The organism is Embleya sp. AB8 (genome assembly GCF_049739465.1).
In the GTDB taxonomy this organism is placed as follows: Bacteria; Actinomycetota; Actinomycetes; order Streptomycetales; family Streptomycetaceae; genus Embleya.
Genome location: NZ_JBMHHY010000009.1, coordinates 242,512 through 263,502 on the forward strand (window position 1 = coordinate 242,512; position 20,991 = coordinate 263,502).

Sequence of the window (20,991 nt, forward strand, 5' to 3'; positions counted from 1 at the left end):
ACATCCGCGGGACGGCGGGGGCAAGGTCGACTCTTGTCATTTGGATACCCCCTATGGGTATAGTCGGGTCGTGTTCGCGGGACGGCCCCGGCCGCCGGCGCCCCCGGGCCCACGACGGCCACGACGACGACCCACCGACACGGACAGGAGCAGGCGATGAGTTCGACCACCGAGACCTCGACGCCGCAGGACACCGGGCAGATCGAACTGTCGATCGGCGGCATGACCTGCGCCTCGTGCGCGATGCGCATCGAGAAGCGACTCAACCGGCTCGACGGCGTGACCGCGACGGTCAACTACGCCACCGAGAAGGCCAGGGTCACCTACCCGGGCGACCTCGGACCGGCCGACCTGGTCGCCCAGGTCGAGGCCGCCGGCTACACCGCCGAACTCCCCGCCCCGGCCCGGGCCGCCGGCGCGGGCGCAGCCGCCGGCGAGCCGGTGCCGGGCGGCGCGGACCCGGACGGGGGCCGGATCCGGGCACTGCGCGATCGACTGCTCGTCTCCGCCGTGCTTACCGTCCCGGTGATCGCGATGGCGATGATTCCCGCCCTCCAGTTCACCGATTGGCAGTGGTTGTCCCTCGCCCTGGCCTGGCCGGTGGTCGCGTACGGCGCCTGGCCGTTCCACAGGGCCGCCTGGACCAATCTGCGGCACGGCACCTCGACCATGGACACCCTCGTGTCGATGGGCACCCTGGCCGCACTCGCCTGGTCGGTATACGCCCTGTTCTGGGGTACGGCCGGCGAACCGGGGATGACCCACGCCTTCTCGTTCGCGATCGAACGCGGCGACGGAGCGGGCAACATCTACCTCGAAGCCGCCGCCGGCGTCACCACGTTCATCCTCGCCGGCCGCTGGTTCGAGGCCCGGGCCAAGCGTCGCTCCGGCGCCGCGCTCAAGGCCCTGCTCGAACTCGGCGCCCGCGACGTCGCCGTCCTGCGTGACGGCCGCGAGGAGCGCGTCCCGGTCGAACAGCTCGCCGTCGGCGACCTGTTCGTGGTCCGCCCCGGGGAGAAGATCGCCACCGACGGCATCGTCGAACAGGGCACCTCCGCCGTGGACGCCTCGATGCTCACCGGCGAATCGGTCCCCGTCGAGGTCCGCCCCGGCGACACCGTCACCGGCGCCACGGTCAATGCCGGCGGCCGACTGGTCGTGCGGGCCACCCGGATCGGCGCCGACACCCAACTGGCGCAGATGGCACGGCTGGTCGAGGACGCGCAGAACGGCAAGGCCCGGGTGCAGCGCCTGGCCGACCGGGTCTCCGGCATCTTCGTACCGATCGTGATCACGCTGGCCGCCGCCACCCTCGGCTTCTGGTGGGGCACCGGACAGGGCATCGCCGGCGCGTTCACCGCCGCGGTTGCCGTACTGATCATCGCCTGCCCGTGCGCCCTGGGCCTGGCCACCCCCACGGCACTGATGGTCGGCACCGGGCGCGGCGCACAACTGGGCATCCTGATCAAGGGGCCCGAGGTATTGGAATCCACCCACCGCGTGGACACCGTCGTGCTCGACAAGACCGGCACCGTGACCACCGGTCGGATGACCCTGGTCGAGACGCACCTCGCCGCCGGCGAGGACATCGACGAGGTCCTGCGGCTCGCGGGCGCACTGGAGAACGCCTCCGAACACCCGATCGCGCAGGCCGTGGCCAAGGGCGCGGCCGAACGTGTCGGCGACCTGCCCGACCCCGAGGACTTCGCCAACGTCGAGGGGCTCGGCGTGCAGGGCGTCGTCGAGGGTCACGCCGTCCTGGTGGGCCGTACCCGACTGCTCGCCGAATGGGCCCTCGACCTCCCGATCGACCTGGAACGCGCGATGGCCGACGCCGAGGCCCTCGGCCGTACCGCCGTCGCGGTCGCCTGGGACGGCCGGGCACGCGCCGTCCTGGTCGTCGCCGACGCGGTCAAGCCCACCTCCGCCGAGGCCATCCGCCGCTTCCGCGAACTCGGCCTGACCCCCATCCTGCTCACCGGCGACAACACCGCGGTGGCGCACACCGTCGCCGCGCAGGTCGGCATCGACCCGGAGCACGTGTACGCCGAGGTGATGCCAAAGGACAAGGTCGACGTGGTCACCCGACTCCAGGCCGAGGGCCGGATCGTGGCCATGGTCGGCGACGGTGTCAACGACGCCGCCGCGCTCGCCCGCGCCGACCTCGGCCTGGCCATGGGCACCGGGACGGACGTGGCCATCGAGGCCGCCGACCTCACCCTGGTGCGCGGCGACCTGCGCGCCGCCGCCGACGCCATCCGGCTGGCCCGGAAGACCTTGGCCACCATCAAGTCCAACCTGTTCTGGGCCTTCGCCTACAACGTCGCCGCCCTCCCGCTCGCCGCCGCCGGCCTGCTCAACCCGATGCTCGCCGGCGCCGCGATGGCCTTCAGCTCCGTCTTCGTGATCAGCAACAGCCTGCGCCTACGCGGCTTCAAGGCCCTCGCCGACGAAACCCGACCGACCACGATCGGTACGGGCACTGCGACCGAGTCCGCAAGGCCCACCGCGATCGCAGCCTGAGCCGATCCCTTACGTATGGCCCTCTTTGGCCCTGCCGGCAACTCCGGCAGGGCCAAGGGGCTTTGCCGGGGGCGGAGCGGCAGGCGCCGGGGGTCAGGAGCCGGGGGTCAGGAGCCGGTGGATTCGCGCCAGGCGGCGGCCAGGCGCTCGGCGATGCGGTGCAGTACGTCGTCGTCGAAGGCGAACGGGATGCGGACGAAGTGGTCATGCGCGCCGGTGGCGTCCATCGCCGCGCCGGGGACGACCTCCACGCCGTGCCGCAGGGCCACCTGTGCGTAGACCCGGGCGTCGGTGCCCGGCGGGAGCTCCACCCACAACACCGAGCCGCCGGCCGGCGGGTGCACTCGCCAACTCGGCAGCCGGTTCGCCAACAGCCGCTCCAGCGTGCCGAGTCGGTGTCGGGCCAGGGCACTTCGGGCGGCGCCGAGCGCGGGTAGCCCGGGCAGCAGGCGGGCGGCGAGCGCCTGGTCGAGGAGTGGGGTGCTCAGGTCGGTCCTGGCCTTGATCCGGGCGAGCGATTCGACGGTGCTGCTCGGCGCTCGCAGCCAGCCGATCCGCAGCCCGCTCCAGACCGCCTTGGACAACGACCCCACGGTCAGCACCATGCCGCTCGCCGCGTGCGCCGCGATCGGCGCCGGCACCTCGCCCGGGGCAGTGGCCGCCGCGTGTGCGCTGTCCTCCAGCACGGTGACCCCGTACTCGGCGGCCAGCGCGGCCACCCGGCGCCGCCGACTCGCCGACATCAGCCGGCCGGTGGGGTTGTGGTAGGTCGGCATCACGAACAACAACGCGGGCCGGTGCTCGGCGAACGCCCGGGCCAGCAGGTCGATCCGGATCCCCTCGTCGTCCAACCCGACCGCGACCAACCGGGCGCCGGCCGCCCGGAAGGTGTCCAGGCAACCCGGCCAACTCGGCGACTCGACCGCCACGCCCGCCCCCGGGCGCACGAACAGCCCGGTGGCCAGCGCGATCGCCTGGGTCGCGCCGGTGGTGACCAGCACCTGGGCGGGCTCCGTGGGCAGCCCCTGCTCGGTGTACCGCGCGGCGATCGCCGCCCGCAGCGTCGGCAGGCCGGCCGGATGGTAGCCGGTGTCGCGCAGCAGCCCGGGCAGATCCTCCCGGACCAGGTCAAGCAGCGCGCCGGCCAGATCCGGACCGCCCGCGTCGGCCGCGTGTCCCAGTGAGATCACCTCGCCCGGCCCGGAGACCATGCGCTGCAACAGCGCCGTCGCCTGCCCGCCCCGTACCCGCCCGTCCCCGGCCGCCGCCGGCAACTCCGGCCGCCGGGCCACACTGCTCCCGCTGCCGCGCCGGCTCTCCACCAGCCCGGCCGCGCGCAGCGCGTCGTACGCCGAGACCACCGTGGCCCGACTCACCGCCAGCGCCCGGGCCAACGGCCGTTCGGCCGGCAGCCGCGCCCCGGCGGGCAGCGCACCGTCCGCGATCAGCCGCGTCGTGGCCGCCGCCAATCGGCGATAGAGCGCGCCCTCGCCCTTGCCCTCGCCGTCGCCCGACGTCCAGTCGCCGAGCAACTCGACCAGGTCGGCGACCGCCATCGGCCCGGCCGCCGGCGAAATCCGGTCCACCTGCGGCCTCATTGGCTCGTGTCGAACGAGGGCGTCGGGCCCAGGCTGGTCGGTGTCACACCAGTTCACAGTACTTGGAGCAGCACATGAGTTCGGTCCGACCCTCGGACACCCGGTCTTCGCAGACCTGGTCTTCGGACAGCCGGCCTTCGGACACGCGACCCTCGGACAGCCGATCGTCGGACACCCGACCCTCGGACACCCGGCCTTCGAGCAGCCGATCCTCGGAGACTCGCCCATCGGACGCCCGGTCCTCGGACACCCCGCCTTCGGACGCCCGCCTCGCCGCGATCTGCGACGCGTCCGTCTTCGCCGCCCGGGAGAGCGCCGGTCGCCACGAATACGACGGCACCATCCAGGACTTGTCGCCGAGTGGGGTACGCACCGCCCTGGCTGCGCTCGGCGGCCCGCGCGGCACGCAGCCCTACCCGGACCCGCACGACGAGGCCCTGGCCGGCGCGGCCGAACAGGCACTGCGCGTGCGCCTGGGCGAATTGGCACTGCACCGCAGCAACCCCCTGTGGCACATCGAGAATCTCGACCTGTCCGGCTACGACCGCGAGTACGCCCCGGCCGCAGAGCGCGCCCGCGCCCGGCACGAACACCTGGCCCGCTGGCCGGACGGCGTGGCCGCCGCGATCGAGGCCCTCGATCGGGTGCCCGCGCCGCTGGCCGAAGCCACCCTGCCGCTCGCACGCGGACTCGCGGGGTACGTCGAGCCGGGCGCCGATGCCGTACACGACGCGGCGGAGCGGGCGTTGGACCGCTTCGTCCGACACCTCGAACGAGCCGCCGTCGAGGGCCCGCCGTCGGGCGCGCTCGGCAGCGCGGACCTGGCTCGGCTGCTCGGCTCGGCCGAGGGCCTGGAGATCGACCTGGCACAGCTCGCCGCCCGGGTCGACGCCGAGCGCGACCGGCTGCGCGAGCTGCGCGACGAGAGCTGCCGACGGGTGGATCCGCACGCGAAGCCCGCGGATACGATCCGCGCCCTCCAGGACGACCATCCCGCCGCGGACCAGGTGATCCCGGAATTCCGCAAGCTGGTCGGGGCGGCCGTCGCGTGGGCCGCCGCGCACGACCTGGTGCCGGATCACGACGTGCTGGTCGAGGTGTTGCCGATGCCCGACGCACAGCGCCGGTCGCTGGCCGGGGCGACCTGGGCGGCCGCCAACGAGGCCGACGCACCCGGGCGGTTCCAGGTCAGCCTGCCGCTGCCGGGATGGTCGGCGACCGAGTCCGAGGAGTGGCTGCGGACCGGGTTCAGCCGCAGTCTGATGGCCAACATGGTGGTGCACGAGGTGGCCCCGGGACACCTGAGCCACGGTCGGGCCATGCGCCGGGCGGGCAGCGAGGTCCGGCGCACCCTGCTCTCCGAGGCGTTGATCGAGGGCTGGGCGCACTACTGCGAGGAACTGGCACTGACCGAGGGCTTCCGCACCGATCCCGCCTTCGCAGTGGCCGTCGCGCAGGACGCACTGCGCCGGGTCACCCGGTTCGCCTGCGCGATCGGGCTGCACAGCGGCGCGATGAGCGTGGCCGACGCCGCCCGCCGGTTCACCGAGGACGTCGCCCTGGCCGGTCCGGCCGCCGCCCACGAGGCGCGCCGCGGCCTGTTCGATCCGACCTACGGGCGGTACACGTGGGGCAAGTTCGCCGTCCTCGACCTGCGCGAACAGGCCCGGCAGCGCTGGGGATCGGCCTTCTCGCTGCCCCGCTTCCACGCCGCGCTGCTGAACCTGGGCGCACCGCCGCTCGGGCTCCTGGGCACCGCCCTCGAGGTCGGCTGATCACCTTCCTCGTGGCGGCGTTGGAGCTCACTGCCGTGCCCGGACCCAATCCGGTCACTCGTCGATGGCCGTGAGCCTCGCCCGCCGGTACACGACGTGTTTTCCGTCGCGGTGGCGGTCGACCAGCCCGGCCCGGTAGAGGAGTTGGAGGTGGTGCGACGCGGTGGAGCGCGCCACCCGAAGCCGAGTGGCGACCTCGGCGGTTGTCGTGCCGCCACCCGATTCGGCGAGGATGAGCGCACGGGTTTCCCCCATCACCTCACCGAGTCCCGTCGCGGCCGGCCGTCGTCCCCGCCGGTCGCGGCCGGTACGTCGATCGGCGCCGGCCGGGTAGTGAATGACGGGGCTGCGCCGGTCGGGGGATTCGGGCGGGTCGATGGCGAACCTCGTCCGGTGGAACCACGGTGACGGTTGGAAGATGATGCGCGGTTCGGCGAGGCGGGCCCCGCGAGGATGCGGGTACCGCAAACCGATGTCGATGCCGCCGCCGTTCCAGACGACACACGCGTCGAGGTTGTCGATGGCGGCGATGAGCCCGGCGCCGGCCGCGGCACGTGCTCGGGAGGCGATGTCGGCCTCCAAACGGTCGCGAATGCGCGGCCAGTCGGGGGCGATGACGGCGTGGAACAGCCGGGCGAGCTGATCGGCGGCAGCTTGCGTGAGGTGCTGTTCGCCCTGTTCCGTCGCCCGGGCGAGTCTGCCGGGTAACTTCCCACCGCCGGTGATGATGGCGATTTCATGGCGGACCCGGTCGGTGCCGGTGGTGGTGATGACGTGCAGCTCGTCGTCGAGGTCACCAGTGTGCGCGGCCGGAATCGGGCGCAGGAAGTCCGGGCAGTAGCCGTGCGCGCCGGGGGCTCCCAGCGTGATGAGCGTGCCGAACTCGCGGCCGGTGAGCGCCTCGACGGCCCGTTCCCGGATCTCGCGCGGAACGCCGGCCGGGTGCTCGTACAGGGCCATGAGCAGGTCGGCGGTGACGGTCACGGGCGAGATGGCGAAGTGGCTGCGGGCCAGTCCGTCCGCCGACAGGTCGATCCGGATCATGACACCTCTTCCGGACGGTCAAGGGGCAAGTGTCGATGGTTGTCGAATCGTTGGGCTTCGCCGAGGCCGGGATTGCACGATCTCCCCATGGGAACGGAGGGACCTCATGAATCTTCGTCCGAATCTTCGTCCGAATCTTCGTCGATGGTTCGTCTGCGCCGTCCTCGCCGCCGTCGCAGGCGTGGCCGGTGCCACCGCTGCTTCGGGCGCGACGGCGATCGAGTACGGGTGTGGGCATCCGGTTGCCACTTCCGTCACCGAGTAGGGCTTGTCGACGGGTCGAGTTTGCCACACGAGAAGCGGCTTCGGGTGGGCCCGCGTGGCCGCGCCCGTTCCGCATCCGGACGGACCCGGAAGTTCGTGCAGCCCCGGCAAAAGCTCATTCCACGCAGGAGGCGAGTATGTCGCTGAAACGCACCCTGACACCGGCCATCGGAGCTCTGGCGCTCGCCATGACCTCCGTCGTGGGATCGGCGAGCACGGCACACGCCGACCCCGACTTCACCATCTGCAACGACCGGTCGCCCCACCAGGCCGCCTACAACTACAAGGTCGTCGCCTGCCTGACGGTGGCACCGATGGGCGGCGGGATACCCGACGCCAAACTCACCCGATCGGCAAGGTTCCGTGGCGGAAGTACCGACGTCCGGATGGGATTTGCGGTGCTGGAGGCACCGGCCGACGACCTCGCCAACGGCTGGTACATCTCCTACACGTTCCCCTCCGGGAACCTGACCCTCCCCGGCAACGGGCAGTACAGCGGCTCGATAAGCGACGGCGACCCGTCCACCGGCAGCGGCGGAGTCACCAGGCACGGCTACTGCTACTGGACAGAGGCGTTCTTCACCGAATCCGGGCGCTGGCACTACGGAGCCGTCTCCTCCACTCCGCCGTCCCGCCCCTACTGCACCTGAACCCACACACAAGGAGGACCCTCCATGCGCTTTCCTACCGTCATCAGGGCGATCCAGGCCGCCATCGTCGCAGTCGGCGCCACAACGGCACTTGCGGTAGGGCCAATCGGCCCGGGCACCGCGCATGCCGATCCGTGTGCAGGTGCGTACGTCAAGATCACCTCGACCGAGCTCTACGCCCACGGCTGGATCACCACCCAGCACATGGGCACGTTGTACCTGTGGTACCGCCCCGCGTGTCGCTCCGAGTACGCGTCGATCCTCTGGGACAAGAACTGGACCGACGCCACCGACGGATACATCGAGGTACGCGACGCCTACGGGGACAGGGCGGGAACTGCCGAGGTCACCAACCAAATCGGACAGGCGGGGCAGGTGTCCGCGCTGATCAGCATCGACAGGGGCAACTTCTACTACCACAGCCTGGCCTTCATGCACATCGGCACCACCGGCGGCATCCCCATGTGCATCGGCTCCACCGACTTCTACACGGGCTGGCACAACTACTACACCGGCTACAACAGCAACGACCACCCCAAGCAGACCTGCAGCGGACCGTCCTGATCAACGATCCACCATGCCGATCGGGGGGATGCGCTCAACACGTCCCGGCGATGAACGCCCTGACGCGCCACGGTGCGCCCCGGCACACCCACAGCACCAAGGCACACACCGCGCAACCCCACCGACCACCACCCGACCCCGCACTCCAGCGCGAACACACCCGGAAAAGCCGAAATCCCGCCCGACCTCAACGGTCGAAACGGGATCTCGTCAATTCATCTCGGGCCATCTCAAGAACGGCCCCGCGGTGTCCGAGGGGGGACTTGAACCCCCAAGCCCTTTCGGGCACTAGCACCTCAAGCTAGCGCGTCTGCCAATTCCGCCACCCGGACCGGGTGGTCTCCGCTGGTGTTCCGTGCGGCGACGTGGAGAACCATATCAAACATCCGGAGGGGCATCGGACGCCGGTGTACGGGGGCTGACCTGGGGCTTGGCGGGGGGTTCGTGGGGTTCGTCGGGGGTCGTGGCGGGCCGTTCGGGGCGTCGGTCGGGGCGTTGATCGTGGTGGTGTCCCGGATCGGCCGGCTAGGCGCCTTCGAGGAGGTTGGCCTCGGCCTCGGGCGACAGGTCCCAGGGCAGTGGGGGTTTGCCGCGGGCGTGGTCCCAGGTCAGTGTGTCGGCCGCGGTGGTCGTCAGGGGCGTGGCGGGGAGGCCGGCGGTGCGGGCTCGGTGGGCGCTGCGTTGTCGGGTGGGCCACTGGGGCTCGGGGAGGATCAGGGGGAACGGCCCCGGCGCGGCGTCGGGGGAGATCTGCACCAGTTCCACCTCGGCGCCGGCCGCCTGCGCGCAGGCCCCGATCAGCCCGGCCAGCGTGGTCGGTTCGGCCGGGCCCACCGCGTTGAAGGCGCCCGGGCGATCGTCGCGGAGCAGGCGGGTGACCAGGCGGGCCAGGTCGCGCGCGTCGAGCACCTGCACCGGCTGTTCGGGCCGTCCCGGCAGCGCCGCCCGCCCGCCGCGCGCGGCCCGGCGGAGCCAATACGTCATGGTGTCCTGGACGTCGTGCGGCCCGACCACGTTTCCCGGTCGGACGATCGTGGCGCGGTCGCCGTACCGGGCCAGCACATCGTCCTCGCAGGCCACCTTGCACGGGCCGTAGGTGTCGTTGTCGAGCACCTCGGTGTGGCGTACGGGCGCGCGCCGAGGGGTGTCCTCGTCCGCGTCGGGGCCGACGCCCGTCTGTACGTATACCGCCTGCGTGGAAAGGAACAGGTAGCGGCCGACCCGATCGTCGAGCGCGGCCATCGCCTGGCCCACGTGGCGCGGGACGTAGCCGCTGACGTCCACCACCGCATCCCATTCGCCGCCGTGCAGCGCGGCGTAGTCGCCGGTGTCGCGATCGCCGATCAGCCGGGGGACATCCGGGAACAACTCCCGACCGGTCCGACCCCGACCGAACACGGTCACCTCGGCGCCGTCGCGCAGCGCGTCCTCGACGATGGCCCGTCCGATGAACGCGGTTCCTCCGAGCACAAGAATTCGCATGGTCGGCGACCGTAGCGGTTCGGGGAGCGGGTGGGTAGACCGCGGGGCGCGGCACGCGTGTCAATGATGGTTGACGCGTCGAGGATGTCAACGTATGTTGACAGGCATGACCGAAGCAACCGACCTCGCCAGTCGTGCGGGGGATCGTGATCCACGCGTGGGCCTGCGGGCCGTGGCCGCGCTGCGGCGGCTGCTCGAACAGCTCGAAGCCGTGCAGGTGCGCAGTGCGCGGGTGCAGGGGTGGTCGTGGCAGGAGATCGCCGCCGAGCTGGGCGTGAGTCGTCAGGCAGTGCACAAGAAGCACGGGAGGAACTGATGTTCGAGAGGTTCGCCGCCGATGCCCGCGACATCGTCCGCGGTGCGGCCGAGCACTCGCGCCGGGCCGGGGCCGCCACGGTGGGGGAGGAGCACATGCTCACGGCACTGCTGGACGCGCAGGGGACGCCCGCGGCGCTCGCGCTGGCGACCCTCGGGTTCGTCGCGCATCGGGACGAGGTGGCGGGGGCGCTGGATCGGGCCCGCCGGCGCGGCGGGGTGTCGGAGGCCGATCAGGCCGCGCTCGCCGACCTGGGCATCGACGTGGACGAGATCGTCGCCCGGGTCGAACGGGTGCACGGGGAGGGGGCGTTGGCGGTGGCGCCGCGCCGGCGGCGGACCTGGCCGTTCGGTGGGCGGTCGACGGCGGGACCGTTCACGGCCGGGGCCAAGGCGGTGCTGGAGAAGTCGCTGCGCGAGGCGCTCGAGCGTGGTGACAAGCACATCGGCGGCGAACACATCCTGCTCGCCCTCACGTCCCGCCCGGGCGTGGTCGCCGATCTCCTCGCCGAACACGGGGTGACCCGCATGACGGTGCTACGGGCGCTGGCCCCACAGGCCCAGGCGGGTTGACCGCGCGGCGCGCGAGGTGCGAGGTGCGAGGTGCGAGGCGCGACGCATGTCGGCGAGCGGTAGTCGACGGTCCGGGAGCCTCGGCCCTGGCCGTCGGGGCGATCTCGGCCCCACTTTCCACCCCCCACCCCCCACCCCCCAGACCCCGAGCCCGAGCCGAGACCCCGACACGCCCGTGCGCGCCAGGCGGGCGCATCGAGCCCACCCGGCGCGCACGTACGCGATCAGCCGAAGCCGAAGCCCAAGCTGAGAGGAAGCCCAAGCCAAAGCCGACCGATAACCGTGCTACTCCACCAGCCCGGCCCGCCGCAGCGCGTCCGCGATCGCGCCACCACCTCCGGCCGGCGCCTGCGGCCCACGGCTCTGCTTCGGCGGCGCGCCCCGTCGTCCCTGGCCGCCACCGTCGGCACCGCCGCCTTGACCCTGCCGCGGACCACCCTGGCCCTGCTGCGCACCACCCTGTCCCTGGCCCCGACGCGAACCGCCCGGCCCCTGCCCCTGTCGCGCGCCGGCCTGCCGCCCGTCCCCGGACCGACCCTCGCGCGACCCGCCCTCGCGCGCTCCGCGCTCCTGCGACCCGCGCTCCTGCGCCTCGTCCTCCAACCGCAACGTCAACGAGATCCGCTTGCGCGGAATGTCCACGTCCAGCACCTTCACCCGCACCACATCGCCCGACTTGACCACATCGTGCGGGTCGCTCACGAACGTCTTCGACATCGCCGAGACGTGTACGAGCCCCTCCTGATGCACGCCGACGTCCACGAACGCGCCGAACGCGGCCACGTTCGTGACCACGCCCTCCAGGAGCATCCCGGGTCGCAGGTCGGACAACTTCTCGACGCCCTCCTTGAAGGTGGCCGTCTTGAACGCCGGTCGCGGGTCGCGCCCCGGCTTCTCCAACTCGCGCAGGATGTCCGTCACCGTCGGCAGCCCGAACTTCTCGTCGGTGAACGCCTTCGGGTCGAGCGCGCGCAACCTCGGCGCCGCGCCGATCAGCGTCCGTACCTCGCCACCGGCCGCCGCGACGATCTTGCGTACCACCGGATATGCCTCGGGGTGCACCGAGGACGCGTCCAACGGGTCGTCGCCGGCCGGGATCCGCAGGAAGCCCGCCGCCTGCTCGAATGCCTTCGGGCCCAGGCGGGCGACGTTCTTGAGGTCCCGTCGGGTCTTGAACGGGCCGTTCGTGTCCCGGTGTTGCACGATGTTCTCGGCGAGCGTCGCGCCGATCCCGGACACGCGCGTGAGCAGCGGCGCGGACGCGGTGTTGACATCCACCCCGACCGCGTTCACGCAGTCCTCGACCACCGCGTCCAGCGAGCGGGACAGCTTCAACTCGGACAGGTCGTGCTGATACTGGCCCACGCCGATCGACTTCGGGTCGATCTTGACCAACTCGGCCAGCGGGTCCTGGAGTCGCCGGGCGATCGAGACCGCGCCGCGCAACGACACGTCCAGGTCCGGGAGTTCCTGCGATGCGAACGCGGAGGCGCTGTACACCGACGCGCCCGCCTCGGACACCATCACCTTGGTCAGCGCCAACTCGGGGTGCTTGGCCATCAGTTCGGCGGCCAGCTTGTCCGTCTCGCGCGACGCGGTGCCGTTGCCGATCGCGATCAGGTCCACCCGGTGGGCCGCGGCCAACTGCGCCAACGTGGCGATCGACTCGTCCCACCGGCGGCGCGGTTCGTGCGGGTAGATGGTCTCGGTGGCGACCACCTTGCCGGTGTCGTCGGTCACCGCGACCTTGACCCCGGTACGCAGGCCCGGGTCGAGACCCATCGTGGCCCGCGTGCCGGCCGGCGCGGCGAGCAGCAGGTCGCGCAGGTTGGCCGCGAACACCCGTACCGCCTCGTCCTCGGCCGCCTGCCGCAACCGACCGCGCAGGTCGATGCCCAGGTGTACCAGGATCCGGGTCCGCCAGGCCCAACGCACCGTGTCCGCCAGCCACTTGTCGGCCGGGCGGTCACGATTGGCGACGCCGAACGTATGCGCGATCGCCCGCTCGTACTCGGTCGGCCCCTCCACCTCACCGTCGTCCCGGGTCGGCGCGAGGGTGAGGTCGAGCACGTCCTCCTTCTCGCCCCGGAACATCGCCAGGATCCGATGCGAGGGCAGCCGGGTGAACGGCTCGGCGAAGTCGAAGTAGTCGGCGAACTTGGCGCCCGCCTCCTCCTTGCCCTCGCGCACCTTGGCCACGACCCGGCCGCGCGTCCACATCCGCTCGCGCAGCTCGCCGATCAGGTCCGCGTCCTCGGCGAACCGCTCGACCAGGATCGAACGTGCCCCCTCCAACGCCGCCGCCGCGTCCGCGACCCCCTTGTCCGGGTCGACGAACGCCGCCGCCGCGGCGACCGGATCACGCGAGGGGTCGCCGAGCAGCCCGAGCGCCAGCGGCTCCAGACCGGCCTCGCGGGCGATCTGCGCCTTGGTCCGCCGCTTCGTCTTGTACGGGAGGTAGATGTCCTCCAGCCGAGCCTTGGAGTCGGCCGCCAGGATCTGCGCCTTGAGCGCGTCGTCCAGCTTCCCCTGCGCCTCGATCGAGGCGAGCACGGCCACGCGCCGCTCGTCCAACTCGCGCAGATACCGCAGCCGCTCCTCCAGATTGCGCAGCTGCGTATCGTCCAGGGTCCCGGTCACCTCCTTGCGGTACCGAGCGATGAACGGCACCGTCGCCCCGCCGTCGAGCAACTCGACCGCGGCCCGAACCTGCCCCTCGCGAACCCCGAGCTCCTCGGCGATCCGCCGATGCACGGAATCCTGCCCACCCTGCTGCGCCGCCACCGACATCGTCACGTTCCGATCCACTCCATCACCAAGCATCACCGGCATTCTCCCGCCCCGACCACACCGTTGTCGCGCAACCCCACCGGGGTCGCCGCCGGCCGATCAGTCCGCCCAGGACTCCCACTCACCCGTATCGAACCCGAACCCGTATCGAACCCGAACCCGAAGGGCGCCGGGAGGTCGACCCGGCCGCCGAAGCCATTCGGGTCGCCGTCGAGCAAGAACCGCCCACCCCCACGCCCCACCCCCCATCACCCCATCGGAAACACCTCGAAAGCCGCCGCGAATCTGGTCCCCAGTCGGGACCCCGCCGTTCGTCCCATGCCCTCCAAGAACTCCCCCGCGTCGGCCATCTGCCCCTGGCCCAGGCCCGCCAGGTAGGCCGCGTGGGCCTCCAGCGAGGCGACGCCCAGGGCGAAGTCCGCCGTCGTGTCCACCGCGTGCCGCGACTGTGGCGAGCCGCTCGCCCACACCGCGCGCACGCCGCCCCACGGCTCGTGGCCCTCGGCGAGCAATTCGCGGAAGACCCAGCGGTTGCCCGCGTCGCGCACCGCGTCCGCCACCGCGCGGCCGACCGCGATGTGGTCCGCCTGGTTGAGCTGCACCCCGCCCCACGTGTCCCGGAAGTTGCCGGTGATCACGATCTCCGGGCGATGCCGGCGGACCACCCGGGACAGGTCGCGGCGCAGCGGCAGCCCGTACTCGATCACCCCGTCCGGATAGCCGAGGAACTCGACCGTGTCGACCCCGACGATCCGCGCCGACTCGATCTGTTCGGCCTCGCGCAACGGGCGACACTCGTCCGGATCCAGGCCGTCGATGCCCGCCTCGCCGCTGGTGACCATGACATACGTGATCCGCTTGCCCCGCCGGGTCCAGCGGGCGATCGCGGCGGCGGCGCCGTACTCGAGGTCGTCGGGGTGCGCGACGATGGCCACCGCGCGCTCCCAGTCCTCGGGCAGCGGCTCGTACGGTTCGGGGCGGGGCTCGGTGGTCATCGCTTCGTCCTTCCAAGGCGGCCGCACGGGCCGGAGGTATGCCCGATGTACGCGGACTCCGTCATCCTCGCAGCGGCCGATAGGATCCATATCCTCATGAGCGCCACGATCGTCGTCAAAGACCTTGCCGCCGGACACGGTGACCGTGTCCTGTTCTCCGGATTGGACCTGGTGATCGCCCCCGGCGACGTCGTCGGCCTGGTCGGGGTGAACGGCGCGGGCAAGTCCACCCTGTTGAAGCTGCTGGCCGGCCTGGGCGAGCCGGAGGCGGGGACCGTACAGCTGAGTCCGCCGACCGCGTCGGTGGGCCATCTGCCGCAGGAGCCGGACCGCCGGCCGGGCGAGACGGTACGGGCGTTCCTGGCCCGGCGTACCGGCGTCGCCGCCGCGCAGGCCGCGCTCGACACCGCCACCGAGGGCCTGGTCGAGGGTCGCGCGGGCGCCGACGACGAGTACAGCGTGGCCCTGGACCGCTGGCTGGACCTGGGCGGCGCGGACCTGGAGGAGCGGGCCGAGGAGGTCGCCGCCGAACCGGGTCTGGCGGTGGACCTGGACCGGGAGATGACCGCGCTCTCCGGTGGCCAGGCCGCCCGCGCGGGGCTGATGTCGCTGCTGCTCAGCCGCTACGACGTATTTCTGCTCGACGAGCCGACCAACGACCTGGACCTGGCCGGGCTCGACCGGTTGGAGAAGTTCGTCACCGGGCTGCGCGCGGGCACCGTGGTGATCAGCCACGACCGCGAGTTCCTCGCCCGTACGGTGGACCGGGTGGTCGAGCTGGATCTGGCCCAGCAGCAGATCCGCAGCTATGGCGGCGGCTACGACGCGTATCTGACCGAGCGTGAGGTGGCCCGCCGGCACGCCCGCGAGGACTTCGAGGAATACGCCGACAAACGCGGCGACTTGGAGGCCCGGGCCCGGATGCAGCGCGGGTGGATGGACAAGGGCACCCGCAACGCGCGGCGCAAGTCCACCGACAACGACAAGATCAGCCGGAAGACCCGGGCCGAGGCGAGCGAGAAGCAGGCGTCCAAGGCCCGGCAGACCGAGCGGATGATCGAGCGCCTGGACGTGGTCGAGGAGCCGCGCAAGGAGTGGGAGCTGCGGATGGAGATCGCCGCCGCCCCGCGCGCCGGCGCCGTGGTGGCCACGCTCAACGGCGCGGTGGTCCAGCGCGGCGGCTTCACCCTCGGTCCGGTGACCACGCAGATCGACTGGGCGGATCGGGTCGCGATCACCGGGGCCAACGGCGCGGGCAAGTCCACGCTGCTCGCGGCGCTGCTCGGCCGGGCCGAGTTGACCGCCGGACAGGGCTCGCTCGGCTCGGGCGTCGTGGTCGGCGAGGTGGACCAGGCGCGCGGGCTGTTCCTGGGCGATCAACCGCTCCTGGAGGCGTTCTGCGCGGTGGTCCCGGAGCTGCTGCCGGCCGATGTGCGCACGCTGCTGGCCAAGTTCGGGCTCAAGGCGGCGCACGTGCTGCGCCCGGCGGCGACGTTGTCCCCGGGCGAGCGCACCCGCGCGGCGCTGGCGCTGCTCCAGGCCGAGGGGGTCAACCTGCTGGTCCTGGACGAGCCGACGAACCACCTGGACCTGCCCGCGATCGAGCAGTTGGAGAGCGCGCTGGAGGCTTACGAGGGCACCCTCCTCCTGGTCACCCACGACCGCCGGATGCTGGAGGCGGTCCGGGTCACCCGACGGCTCGAGGTCGCGGCCGGCCGGGTCACCGAGAGCTAGCGCCGGGCCCGGCACCGGCGATCGCCGGTGTCCTCGGCCGGCATCGCCCGTCGGCACCTCTCGTCCGCACCCCCGTCGGCATCCTCGTTAGAATCCGAGGTCATGAACGAACTGCCGCCGGGTGCGAACCAATCCTTACCGGGCGGCGTCGTGCGCGTACGCGTGCCCGGCCCCTTCGACATCTCCGCGCTGATCACCGGCGACGACCGACGGGTGTCCGGCGACGCGGACTTCGTCTTCTTCAACCAGCTCTTTGCGCCCGGCGTACGGCTCGGCGGGGACACCGTCACGGTGGACCCGATCGGGCTGCGCGCCGGGGCCACCCGGGTGACCGTGGTAGTCAGCCCGGCCGATACCACGCACACCCTGGGCGAGTTGCCGCCGCCGGCGATGACGCTCACCGGCGCGAGCGGCGCGCTCCTCGCCCGGTTCACGCCGCCGCGACCACGTACCGAGACGGTGTTGTTGCTCGCCGAGATCTATCGGCGCGGCGCGGGCTGGAAGGTACGCGCGCTCGGCCAGGGCTACGCGGACGGCCTCGCGGGCATCGCCCGGGACTTCGGCGTCGAGGTCGAGGAGGAGACGCAAACCCCGTCGGCGCCCACCGAGTTCCAGCGCGGCGTGGTGGAGCTGACCAATGTCGAGCGCGGCCGGCAGGGCCTGCGGGCGCTCGCCCCGCAGCCGCAACTGACCGTGTGCGCTCAGGCGTTCAGCGCGGACATGATCACCCGGGCGTTCTTCTCGCACACCGATCCGGACGGCCGACAGCCGTGGGACCGGGCGTTGGCGGCGGGCTATCTGTACAGCCGGATAGGGGAGAACATCGCGTGCGGTCAGCGCACCCCGGCCGAGGTGGTGCAGGGCTGGATGGACAGCCCCGGTCATCGCAAGAACATCCTCACCCCCGAGTTCACCGAGATCGGTGTCGGCTACGTCACCGGCGGCACCTACGGCACGTCCTGGACCCAGGTCTTCGGCACCCCGCGCTGAACCGCGCCGACGTCGCGTCGACCCCGCGCCGACCCCGTGTGTTCCCCGAGCCGACCCCGGATCGACCCCCTGTCGAGGCCGATCCGGCGGTCTTCCGATTGGCCCGAACGGGTATAAAGGCGAAGCCGGGATCGGCGTCGACGGGAGCATTGCCGTCCGTGCGCAGGCCGTGGGTCACCCTCCCGCGCCGAACCGGCAACCGGGTGCGAGGGTGCCCGATGACGGTGCGTCATACTCGGTTGTTCGAGGCGAGGGAGATCACGTGCAGCTTGAGTTGGATCCGCCTTACGGCGTAGGGCCGATCAAGATCGGCATGTCCATGGACGAGGCAGAGGCGGCTCTGCGCGAACTCGGAGGAGATCTGTCGGGACGCACTCGTGGGTTCGCCCACTTCGGGGCGGACCTCTCGATTCATGTGGTGAGTGACAAGGACGGACTGGTCGAGGCGATCGAGGTGCATCGGTCCGAGGACGATTTCGCGGACACGGTGCTCCTGCTGGGCGTCGACGTCTTCGGCACGCCGGCCGTCGACGTCACCCGACTGCTCGGTGAACTGACACCCGTTCGGGTGGAGACCGAGGGCGCGTCGCTGGTGGCTCCGGAGTTGTTGGTGGCCCTGTGGCAGCCGTTCGTGCCCGGACACGGCAACAACAACGGCGTGGTCGGCGAGGGCCTGTACTTCCGTACCGCTCTGGTGGCCGGTCCCGGCTACTACGACAAGAGCGGCCAGCACCGAGCGATTTGAACCGATCCGAACCGGGCGGTGGTTTCGCCCGAACGGACGACTAGCCTGCTCGCATGACGATCGATCCACCGACCTGGCGGCACGTCGACGGCGAGCGGGTCCCGGGGACGTGGCGACACGTCTTCATCAGGAATGGCGACTACCACCTGACCGACCTGTTCGTGTACGCGGACGCGATGGTGGACTGCTGGGGTTTGGTGTCACTCGCGGAATTCGCCGAGCAGGTGGAGTCCGGATGGGTCGCGACCGAGCTCGAGGCGGGTGCGCGCGGTTCGCTGGATTCGACCGCGTCGTGGCGCTTCGACGAGCCGGAGTCGTGGATCAGCGCCGAGGAGTTGCTCGGCGAGGTCCACGACATCGTCGATCGGTTGAACGGCCGACCGGATTCCACCGCCCGGTGCCTGGCGGTGCTGGACGAGTTCCTCGCCGAACCGGGCGAGGAGCGGCGGGTCGCGCTGTCCCGGGCGCACCACACGATCCCCGAGGGGCAGCGGAGGTACGCGCTCAAGGACCAGGACCGCAAGGACTACCCGCTGCGGGTGCTGGTGACCGGGATCGGCGGCGAACTGTGGCCGGACCACGTGGTCACCGCCGAGGCGTACACGGAGGCGCTTGCCTACTGTACGGAGCGCCGCGCGGCGCCGGGGCCGCCGGCGCCCTGGGACGGCCCGGAGGGCGCGTGGACGCCGACGGTGGACGTGCCGGCGCGGTTCTTCCGGGACGGGTGGCCGGCCGAGCCGGGTGTCCTGGTGCTGCGCAACGAGTATCCGGTGGCGATCGAGGTCGGCGCGCTGAGTTGTCCGTCGGTGGCGCACGCCTACTGGGCGACGGCGACCGCCGACCCGGCCGCGCGGGCCCGGATCGCGGCGACGGCGGACCCGTTCGAGGCCAAGCGGATCGCCGCCGAGGCGCCGGTACGGGCGGGCTGGTCGGCGGCCCGCACGGCGGTGATGGCGAGGCTGCTGCGGGCCAAGTTCGCCGCCGACCCGGCCCTGGCGCACGTGCTCGCCGAGACCGGCGACGCGCGGATCGGCTACCGGGACATCGACTCGGACTTCTGGGGCGAGTCCGGTGAAACCGGCCGCAACTGGGTGGGCCGGCTGCTGGAGTTGATCCGCGCCGAACACGCCGCGGCCCGGCTGGAGCCCTGACGCGTGCTCAGACCTTGGTGCCGATCAGGTTGTTCAACACCGCCGCTGCCTGGCGCGCGTTCGGCACGGTGACCACGAACTCGCGCCCGGAACGCAGGGTGAGCGTCAAGGCGTCGCCGGAGCGCTGCACGATGCCGGTCCGGCCGGACCTGACCCGGTAGCCCCACCCACCGAACTCCCGGAAGGCGCGCACCTCGCGGTGACCGGCCGAGCGGATCTCGCGCAGCGGTACCCGCTTGCGTAGCCACGGCAACAGCCCGAACTCGACGGTAAGCCCGCGCGAATCCACCCGCACCCGGATGATCGAGGCGCCCGCGCACAGCGGTACGGCGGCCAACAGCCCGATCCCGGAGGGAAATCCGAGCGTGGTGGTGACCACCAGGCCGGCCACCAGGAAGGCCCCGCCGAGGCCGGCCAACACCGGTGACACGGCGGTGTTGCTCCAGGAAGAGCGTACGAACGACGACATGGGACCCCCTCGTGGCCCGCCCCTTGCTGATCCCCCCAGGATAATGCCGGCTCCCGCAAGTTGCGGGAGCCGGCATCGGGTCAGCGCGCCGTCACGATTCGCCCACTGACCTCGCCGAATCCGATACGAGTGCCGTTCGGACCGGGGGCGGTAGCGGTGATCGTGACCTCGTCGCCGTCCTCCAGATAGGTTCGGGTCGACCCGTCCGGGAGCTTGAGCGGGTTCTCGCCGTTCCAGGTGATCTCGATCAGCGCGCCGCGCTCGCCGACCTCGGGGCCGCTGACCGTGCCGGACGCGAACAGGTCGCCCGGGCGCAGCGAGGCGCCGTTGACCGTCATGTGCGCGAGTTGTTGCGCCGCGGTCCAGTACATCGCGGCGAACGGCGGCCGGGAGATCACATGTCCGTTGAGCCGGACCTCCAGGGCCAGGTCCAGGCCCCACGGTTCGGCGCCGCGGTCGTCCAGGTAGGGCAGTGGCTCGACGTCGCGCGCGGGGGGTGCCACGCGCGCGACGTCGAGGGCTTCGAGGGGGACCACCCACGGCGACACGGACGTGGCGAACGACTTGCCCAGGAACGGGCCCAGCGGGACGTACTCCCAGGCCTGGATGTCGCGCGCGGACCAGTCGTTGAGCAGGCACACGCCGAACACGTGGTCGGCGAAGTCGCCCAGGGCCACCGGTGTTCCGAGTGCGGTGCCGGCGCCGACCACGAAGCCGACCTCGGCCTCGATGTCGAGCCGCCGGCTGGGCCCGAACGAGGGCGCCGCGTCGGTGGGCGCCTTGCGCTGCCCGCTGGGTCGCACGATCGGGGTGTGCGAGACCACCACGGTACCCGCGCGGCCGTGGTAACCGATCGGCAGGTGCTTCCAGTTGGGCGTCAGCGGCTCGGAGCCGGGGCGGAAGATCTTGCCCAGGTTGGTCGCGTGGTGTTCGGAGGCGTAGAAGTCGACGTAGTCCGCGACCTCGAACGGCAGCCGCAACACCACGTCCTGACGCGGAATCAACTGCGGCTCGACGTCCGCCCGCAGCGCGGCGTCGGTCAGCCACGTGCCGAGCGCGGCGCGCACCGCGCGCCAGGTCGGCCGGCCGGCCGCGAGCAGCGCGGTCAGGCTCGGCGCGGTCAACACGTCGGCCACCTCGGCCGGTGCGCCCACCGCGTGCGCCGCCGCGCCGGCGTCGAGCACGAAGTCGCCGATCGCCACGCCGATCCGGGGCCGGTCCGGCTCCCGGTCGGTGGTGAACACGCCGTAGGGCAGGTTGTCGATGCCGTAGCCCGTGTCGGTCGGCAGCGGGACCCAGGTGGTGGGCATGACGTCGGGCTCCTTGGTC

At 71.9% G+C, this 20,991-nt stretch carries 18 protein-coding genes and 1 tRNA gene; 10 read left to right on the plus strand and 9 right to left on the minus strand.

Annotated elements, in window-relative coordinates; genetic code table 11:
• The first annotated feature begins 156 nt into the window (after positions 1 to 156).
• Positions 157 to 2,523 carry a heavy metal translocating P-type ATPase gene (locus tag ABIA38_RS15480; RefSeq protein WP_424639197.1) on the plus strand — a complete coding sequence of 789 codons (2,367 nt, stop codon included), beginning with the start codon at positions 157 to 159 and terminating at the stop codon, positions 2,521 to 2,523.
• 107 nt (positions 2,524 to 2,630) lie between these two features.
• On the opposite strand, the gene ABIA38_RS15485 is transcribed toward ABIA38_RS15480, so the two are convergent.
• Together ABIA38_RS15485 and ABIA38_RS15490 are read right to left on the minus strand one after the other, a co-directional pair.
• Positions 2,631 to 4,109 (minus strand): PLP-dependent aminotransferase family protein, encoded by a 1,479-nt coding sequence (locus tag ABIA38_RS15485; protein ID WP_424639198.1) that lies wholly within the window; start codon positions 4,107 to 4,109, stop codon positions 2,631 to 2,633.
• A 55-nt stretch (positions 4,110 to 4,164) separates the two neighbouring features.
• The gene (locus tag ABIA38_RS15490) at positions 4,165 to 4,494 is read right to left on the minus strand and encodes a hypothetical protein (RefSeq protein WP_424639199.1); all 330 of its coding nucleotides are present in this window, start codon (positions 4,492 to 4,494) and stop codon (positions 4,165 to 4,167) included.
• Between ABIA38_RS15490 and ABIA38_RS15495 the strand changes: the two genes are divergently transcribed.
• Positions 4,472 to 5,896, plus strand: coding sequence for a DUF885 family protein (locus ABIA38_RS15495; protein ID WP_424639200.1), 1,425 nt, complete (start codon positions 4,472 to 4,474; stop codon positions 5,894 to 5,896). The genes ABIA38_RS15490 and ABIA38_RS15495 overlap by 23 nt on opposite strands.
• 54 nt (positions 5,897 to 5,950) lie before the next feature.
• On the opposite strand, the gene ABIA38_RS15500 is transcribed toward ABIA38_RS15495, so the two are convergent.
• Positions 5,951 to 6,940 carry an ArsR/SmtB family transcription factor gene (locus ABIA38_RS15500; protein ID WP_424639201.1) on the minus strand — a complete coding sequence of 330 codons (990 nt, stop codon included), beginning with the start codon at positions 6,938 to 6,940 and terminating at the stop codon, positions 5,951 to 5,953.
• Positions 6,941 to 7,341: 401 nt separating this feature from the next.
• Between ABIA38_RS15500 and ABIA38_RS15505 the strand changes: the two genes are divergently transcribed.
• Entirely contained in the window at positions 7,342 to 7,854 is a 513-nt protein-coding gene (locus ABIA38_RS15505) for a hypothetical protein (protein ID WP_424639202.1), read from the plus strand.
• Positions 7,855 to 7,878: 24 nt separating this feature from the next.
• Positions 7,879 to 8,418, plus strand: a complete 540-nt coding sequence (locus ABIA38_RS15510; RefSeq protein ID WP_424639203.1) for a hypothetical protein — start codon at positions 7,879 to 7,881, stop codon at positions 8,416 to 8,418.
• A gap of 248 nt (positions 8,419 to 8,666) precedes the next feature.
• Here the strand turns inward: ABIA38_RS15510 and ABIA38_RS15515 are convergent.
• Positions 8,667 to 8,750: transfer RNA gene (locus tag ABIA38_RS15515), tRNA-Leu, on the minus strand.
• Positions 8,751 to 8,943: 193 nt separating this feature from the next.
• A complete protein-coding gene (locus ABIA38_RS15520) occupies positions 8,944 to 9,900 on the minus strand; it encodes an NAD-dependent epimerase/dehydratase family protein (RefSeq protein ID WP_424639204.1) in 957 nt (318 codons plus the stop codon).
• A 106-nt stretch (positions 9,901 to 10,006) separates the two neighbouring features.
• Between ABIA38_RS15520 and ABIA38_RS15525 the strand changes: the two genes are divergently transcribed.
• Positions 10,007 to 10,216, plus strand: a complete 210-nt coding sequence (locus ABIA38_RS15525) for a helix-turn-helix domain-containing protein (RefSeq protein ID WP_026218136.1) — start codon at positions 10,007 to 10,009, stop codon at positions 10,214 to 10,216.
• Positions 10,216 to 10,788, plus strand: a complete 573-nt coding sequence (locus ABIA38_RS15530) for a Clp protease N-terminal domain-containing protein (RefSeq protein ID WP_424639205.1) — start codon at positions 10,216 to 10,218, stop codon at positions 10,786 to 10,788. Before ABIA38_RS15525 ends, ABIA38_RS15530 begins: the two co-directional genes overlap by 1 nt.
• 285 nt (positions 10,789 to 11,073) lie before the next feature.
• On the opposite strand, the gene ABIA38_RS15535 is transcribed toward ABIA38_RS15530, so the two are convergent.
• The gene (locus ABIA38_RS15535) at positions 11,074 to 13,578 is read right to left on the minus strand and encodes a Tex family protein (RefSeq protein WP_424639261.1); all 2,505 of its coding nucleotides are present in this window, start codon (positions 13,576 to 13,578) and stop codon (positions 11,074 to 11,076) included.
• Positions 13,579 to 13,826: 248 nt separating this feature from the next.
• Positions 13,827 to 14,573 carry a PIG-L deacetylase family protein gene (locus tag ABIA38_RS15540; RefSeq protein ID WP_424639206.1) on the minus strand — a complete coding sequence of 249 codons (747 nt, stop codon included), beginning with the start codon at positions 14,571 to 14,573 and terminating at the stop codon, positions 13,827 to 13,829.
• Between the two features lie 96 nt (positions 14,574 to 14,669).
• Here ABIA38_RS15540 and ABIA38_RS15545 point away from each other — a divergent pair, with 96 nt between their 5' ends.
• From ABIA38_RS15545 to ABIA38_RS15560, 4 genes are all read left to right on the plus strand, one after another.
• Positions 14,670 to 16,307, plus strand: a complete 1,638-nt coding sequence (locus ABIA38_RS15545) for an ABC-F family ATP-binding cassette domain-containing protein (protein WP_424639207.1) — start codon at positions 14,670 to 14,672, stop codon at positions 16,305 to 16,307.
• 102 nt (positions 16,308 to 16,409) lie between these two features.
• Positions 16,410 to 17,297: a CAP domain-containing protein gene (locus ABIA38_RS15550; RefSeq protein WP_424639208.1), complete on the plus strand. Its 888-nt coding sequence runs from the start codon at positions 16,410 to 16,412 to the stop codon at positions 17,295 to 17,297.
• Positions 17,298 to 17,559: 262 nt separating this feature from the next.
• On the plus strand, positions 17,560 to 18,042 hold the full coding sequence (locus ABIA38_RS15555; RefSeq protein ID WP_424639209.1) for a hypothetical protein: 483 nt from the start codon (positions 17,560 to 17,562) through the stop codon (positions 18,040 to 18,042).
• Positions 18,043 to 18,095: 53 nt separating this feature from the next.
• Positions 18,096 to 19,193: a DUF7638 domain-containing protein gene (locus ABIA38_RS15560; protein WP_424639210.1), complete on the plus strand. Its 1,098-nt coding sequence runs from the start codon at positions 18,096 to 18,098 to the stop codon at positions 19,191 to 19,193.
• 7 nt (positions 19,194 to 19,200) lie between these two features.
• Here the strand turns inward: ABIA38_RS15560 and ABIA38_RS15565 are convergent, their stop codons facing one another.
• Positions 19,201 to 19,662, minus strand: a complete 462-nt coding sequence (locus ABIA38_RS15565; RefSeq protein ID WP_424639211.1) for a hypothetical protein — start codon at positions 19,660 to 19,662, stop codon at positions 19,201 to 19,203.
• Positions 19,663 to 19,742: 80 nt separating this feature from the next.
• Complete coding sequence (gene fahA, locus ABIA38_RS15570; protein WP_424639212.1) at positions 19,743 to 20,972, minus strand: fumarylacetoacetase; 1,230 nt, start codon at positions 20,970 to 20,972, stop codon at positions 19,743 to 19,745.
• Between the last annotated feature and the right edge of the window lie 19 nt (positions 20,973 to 20,991).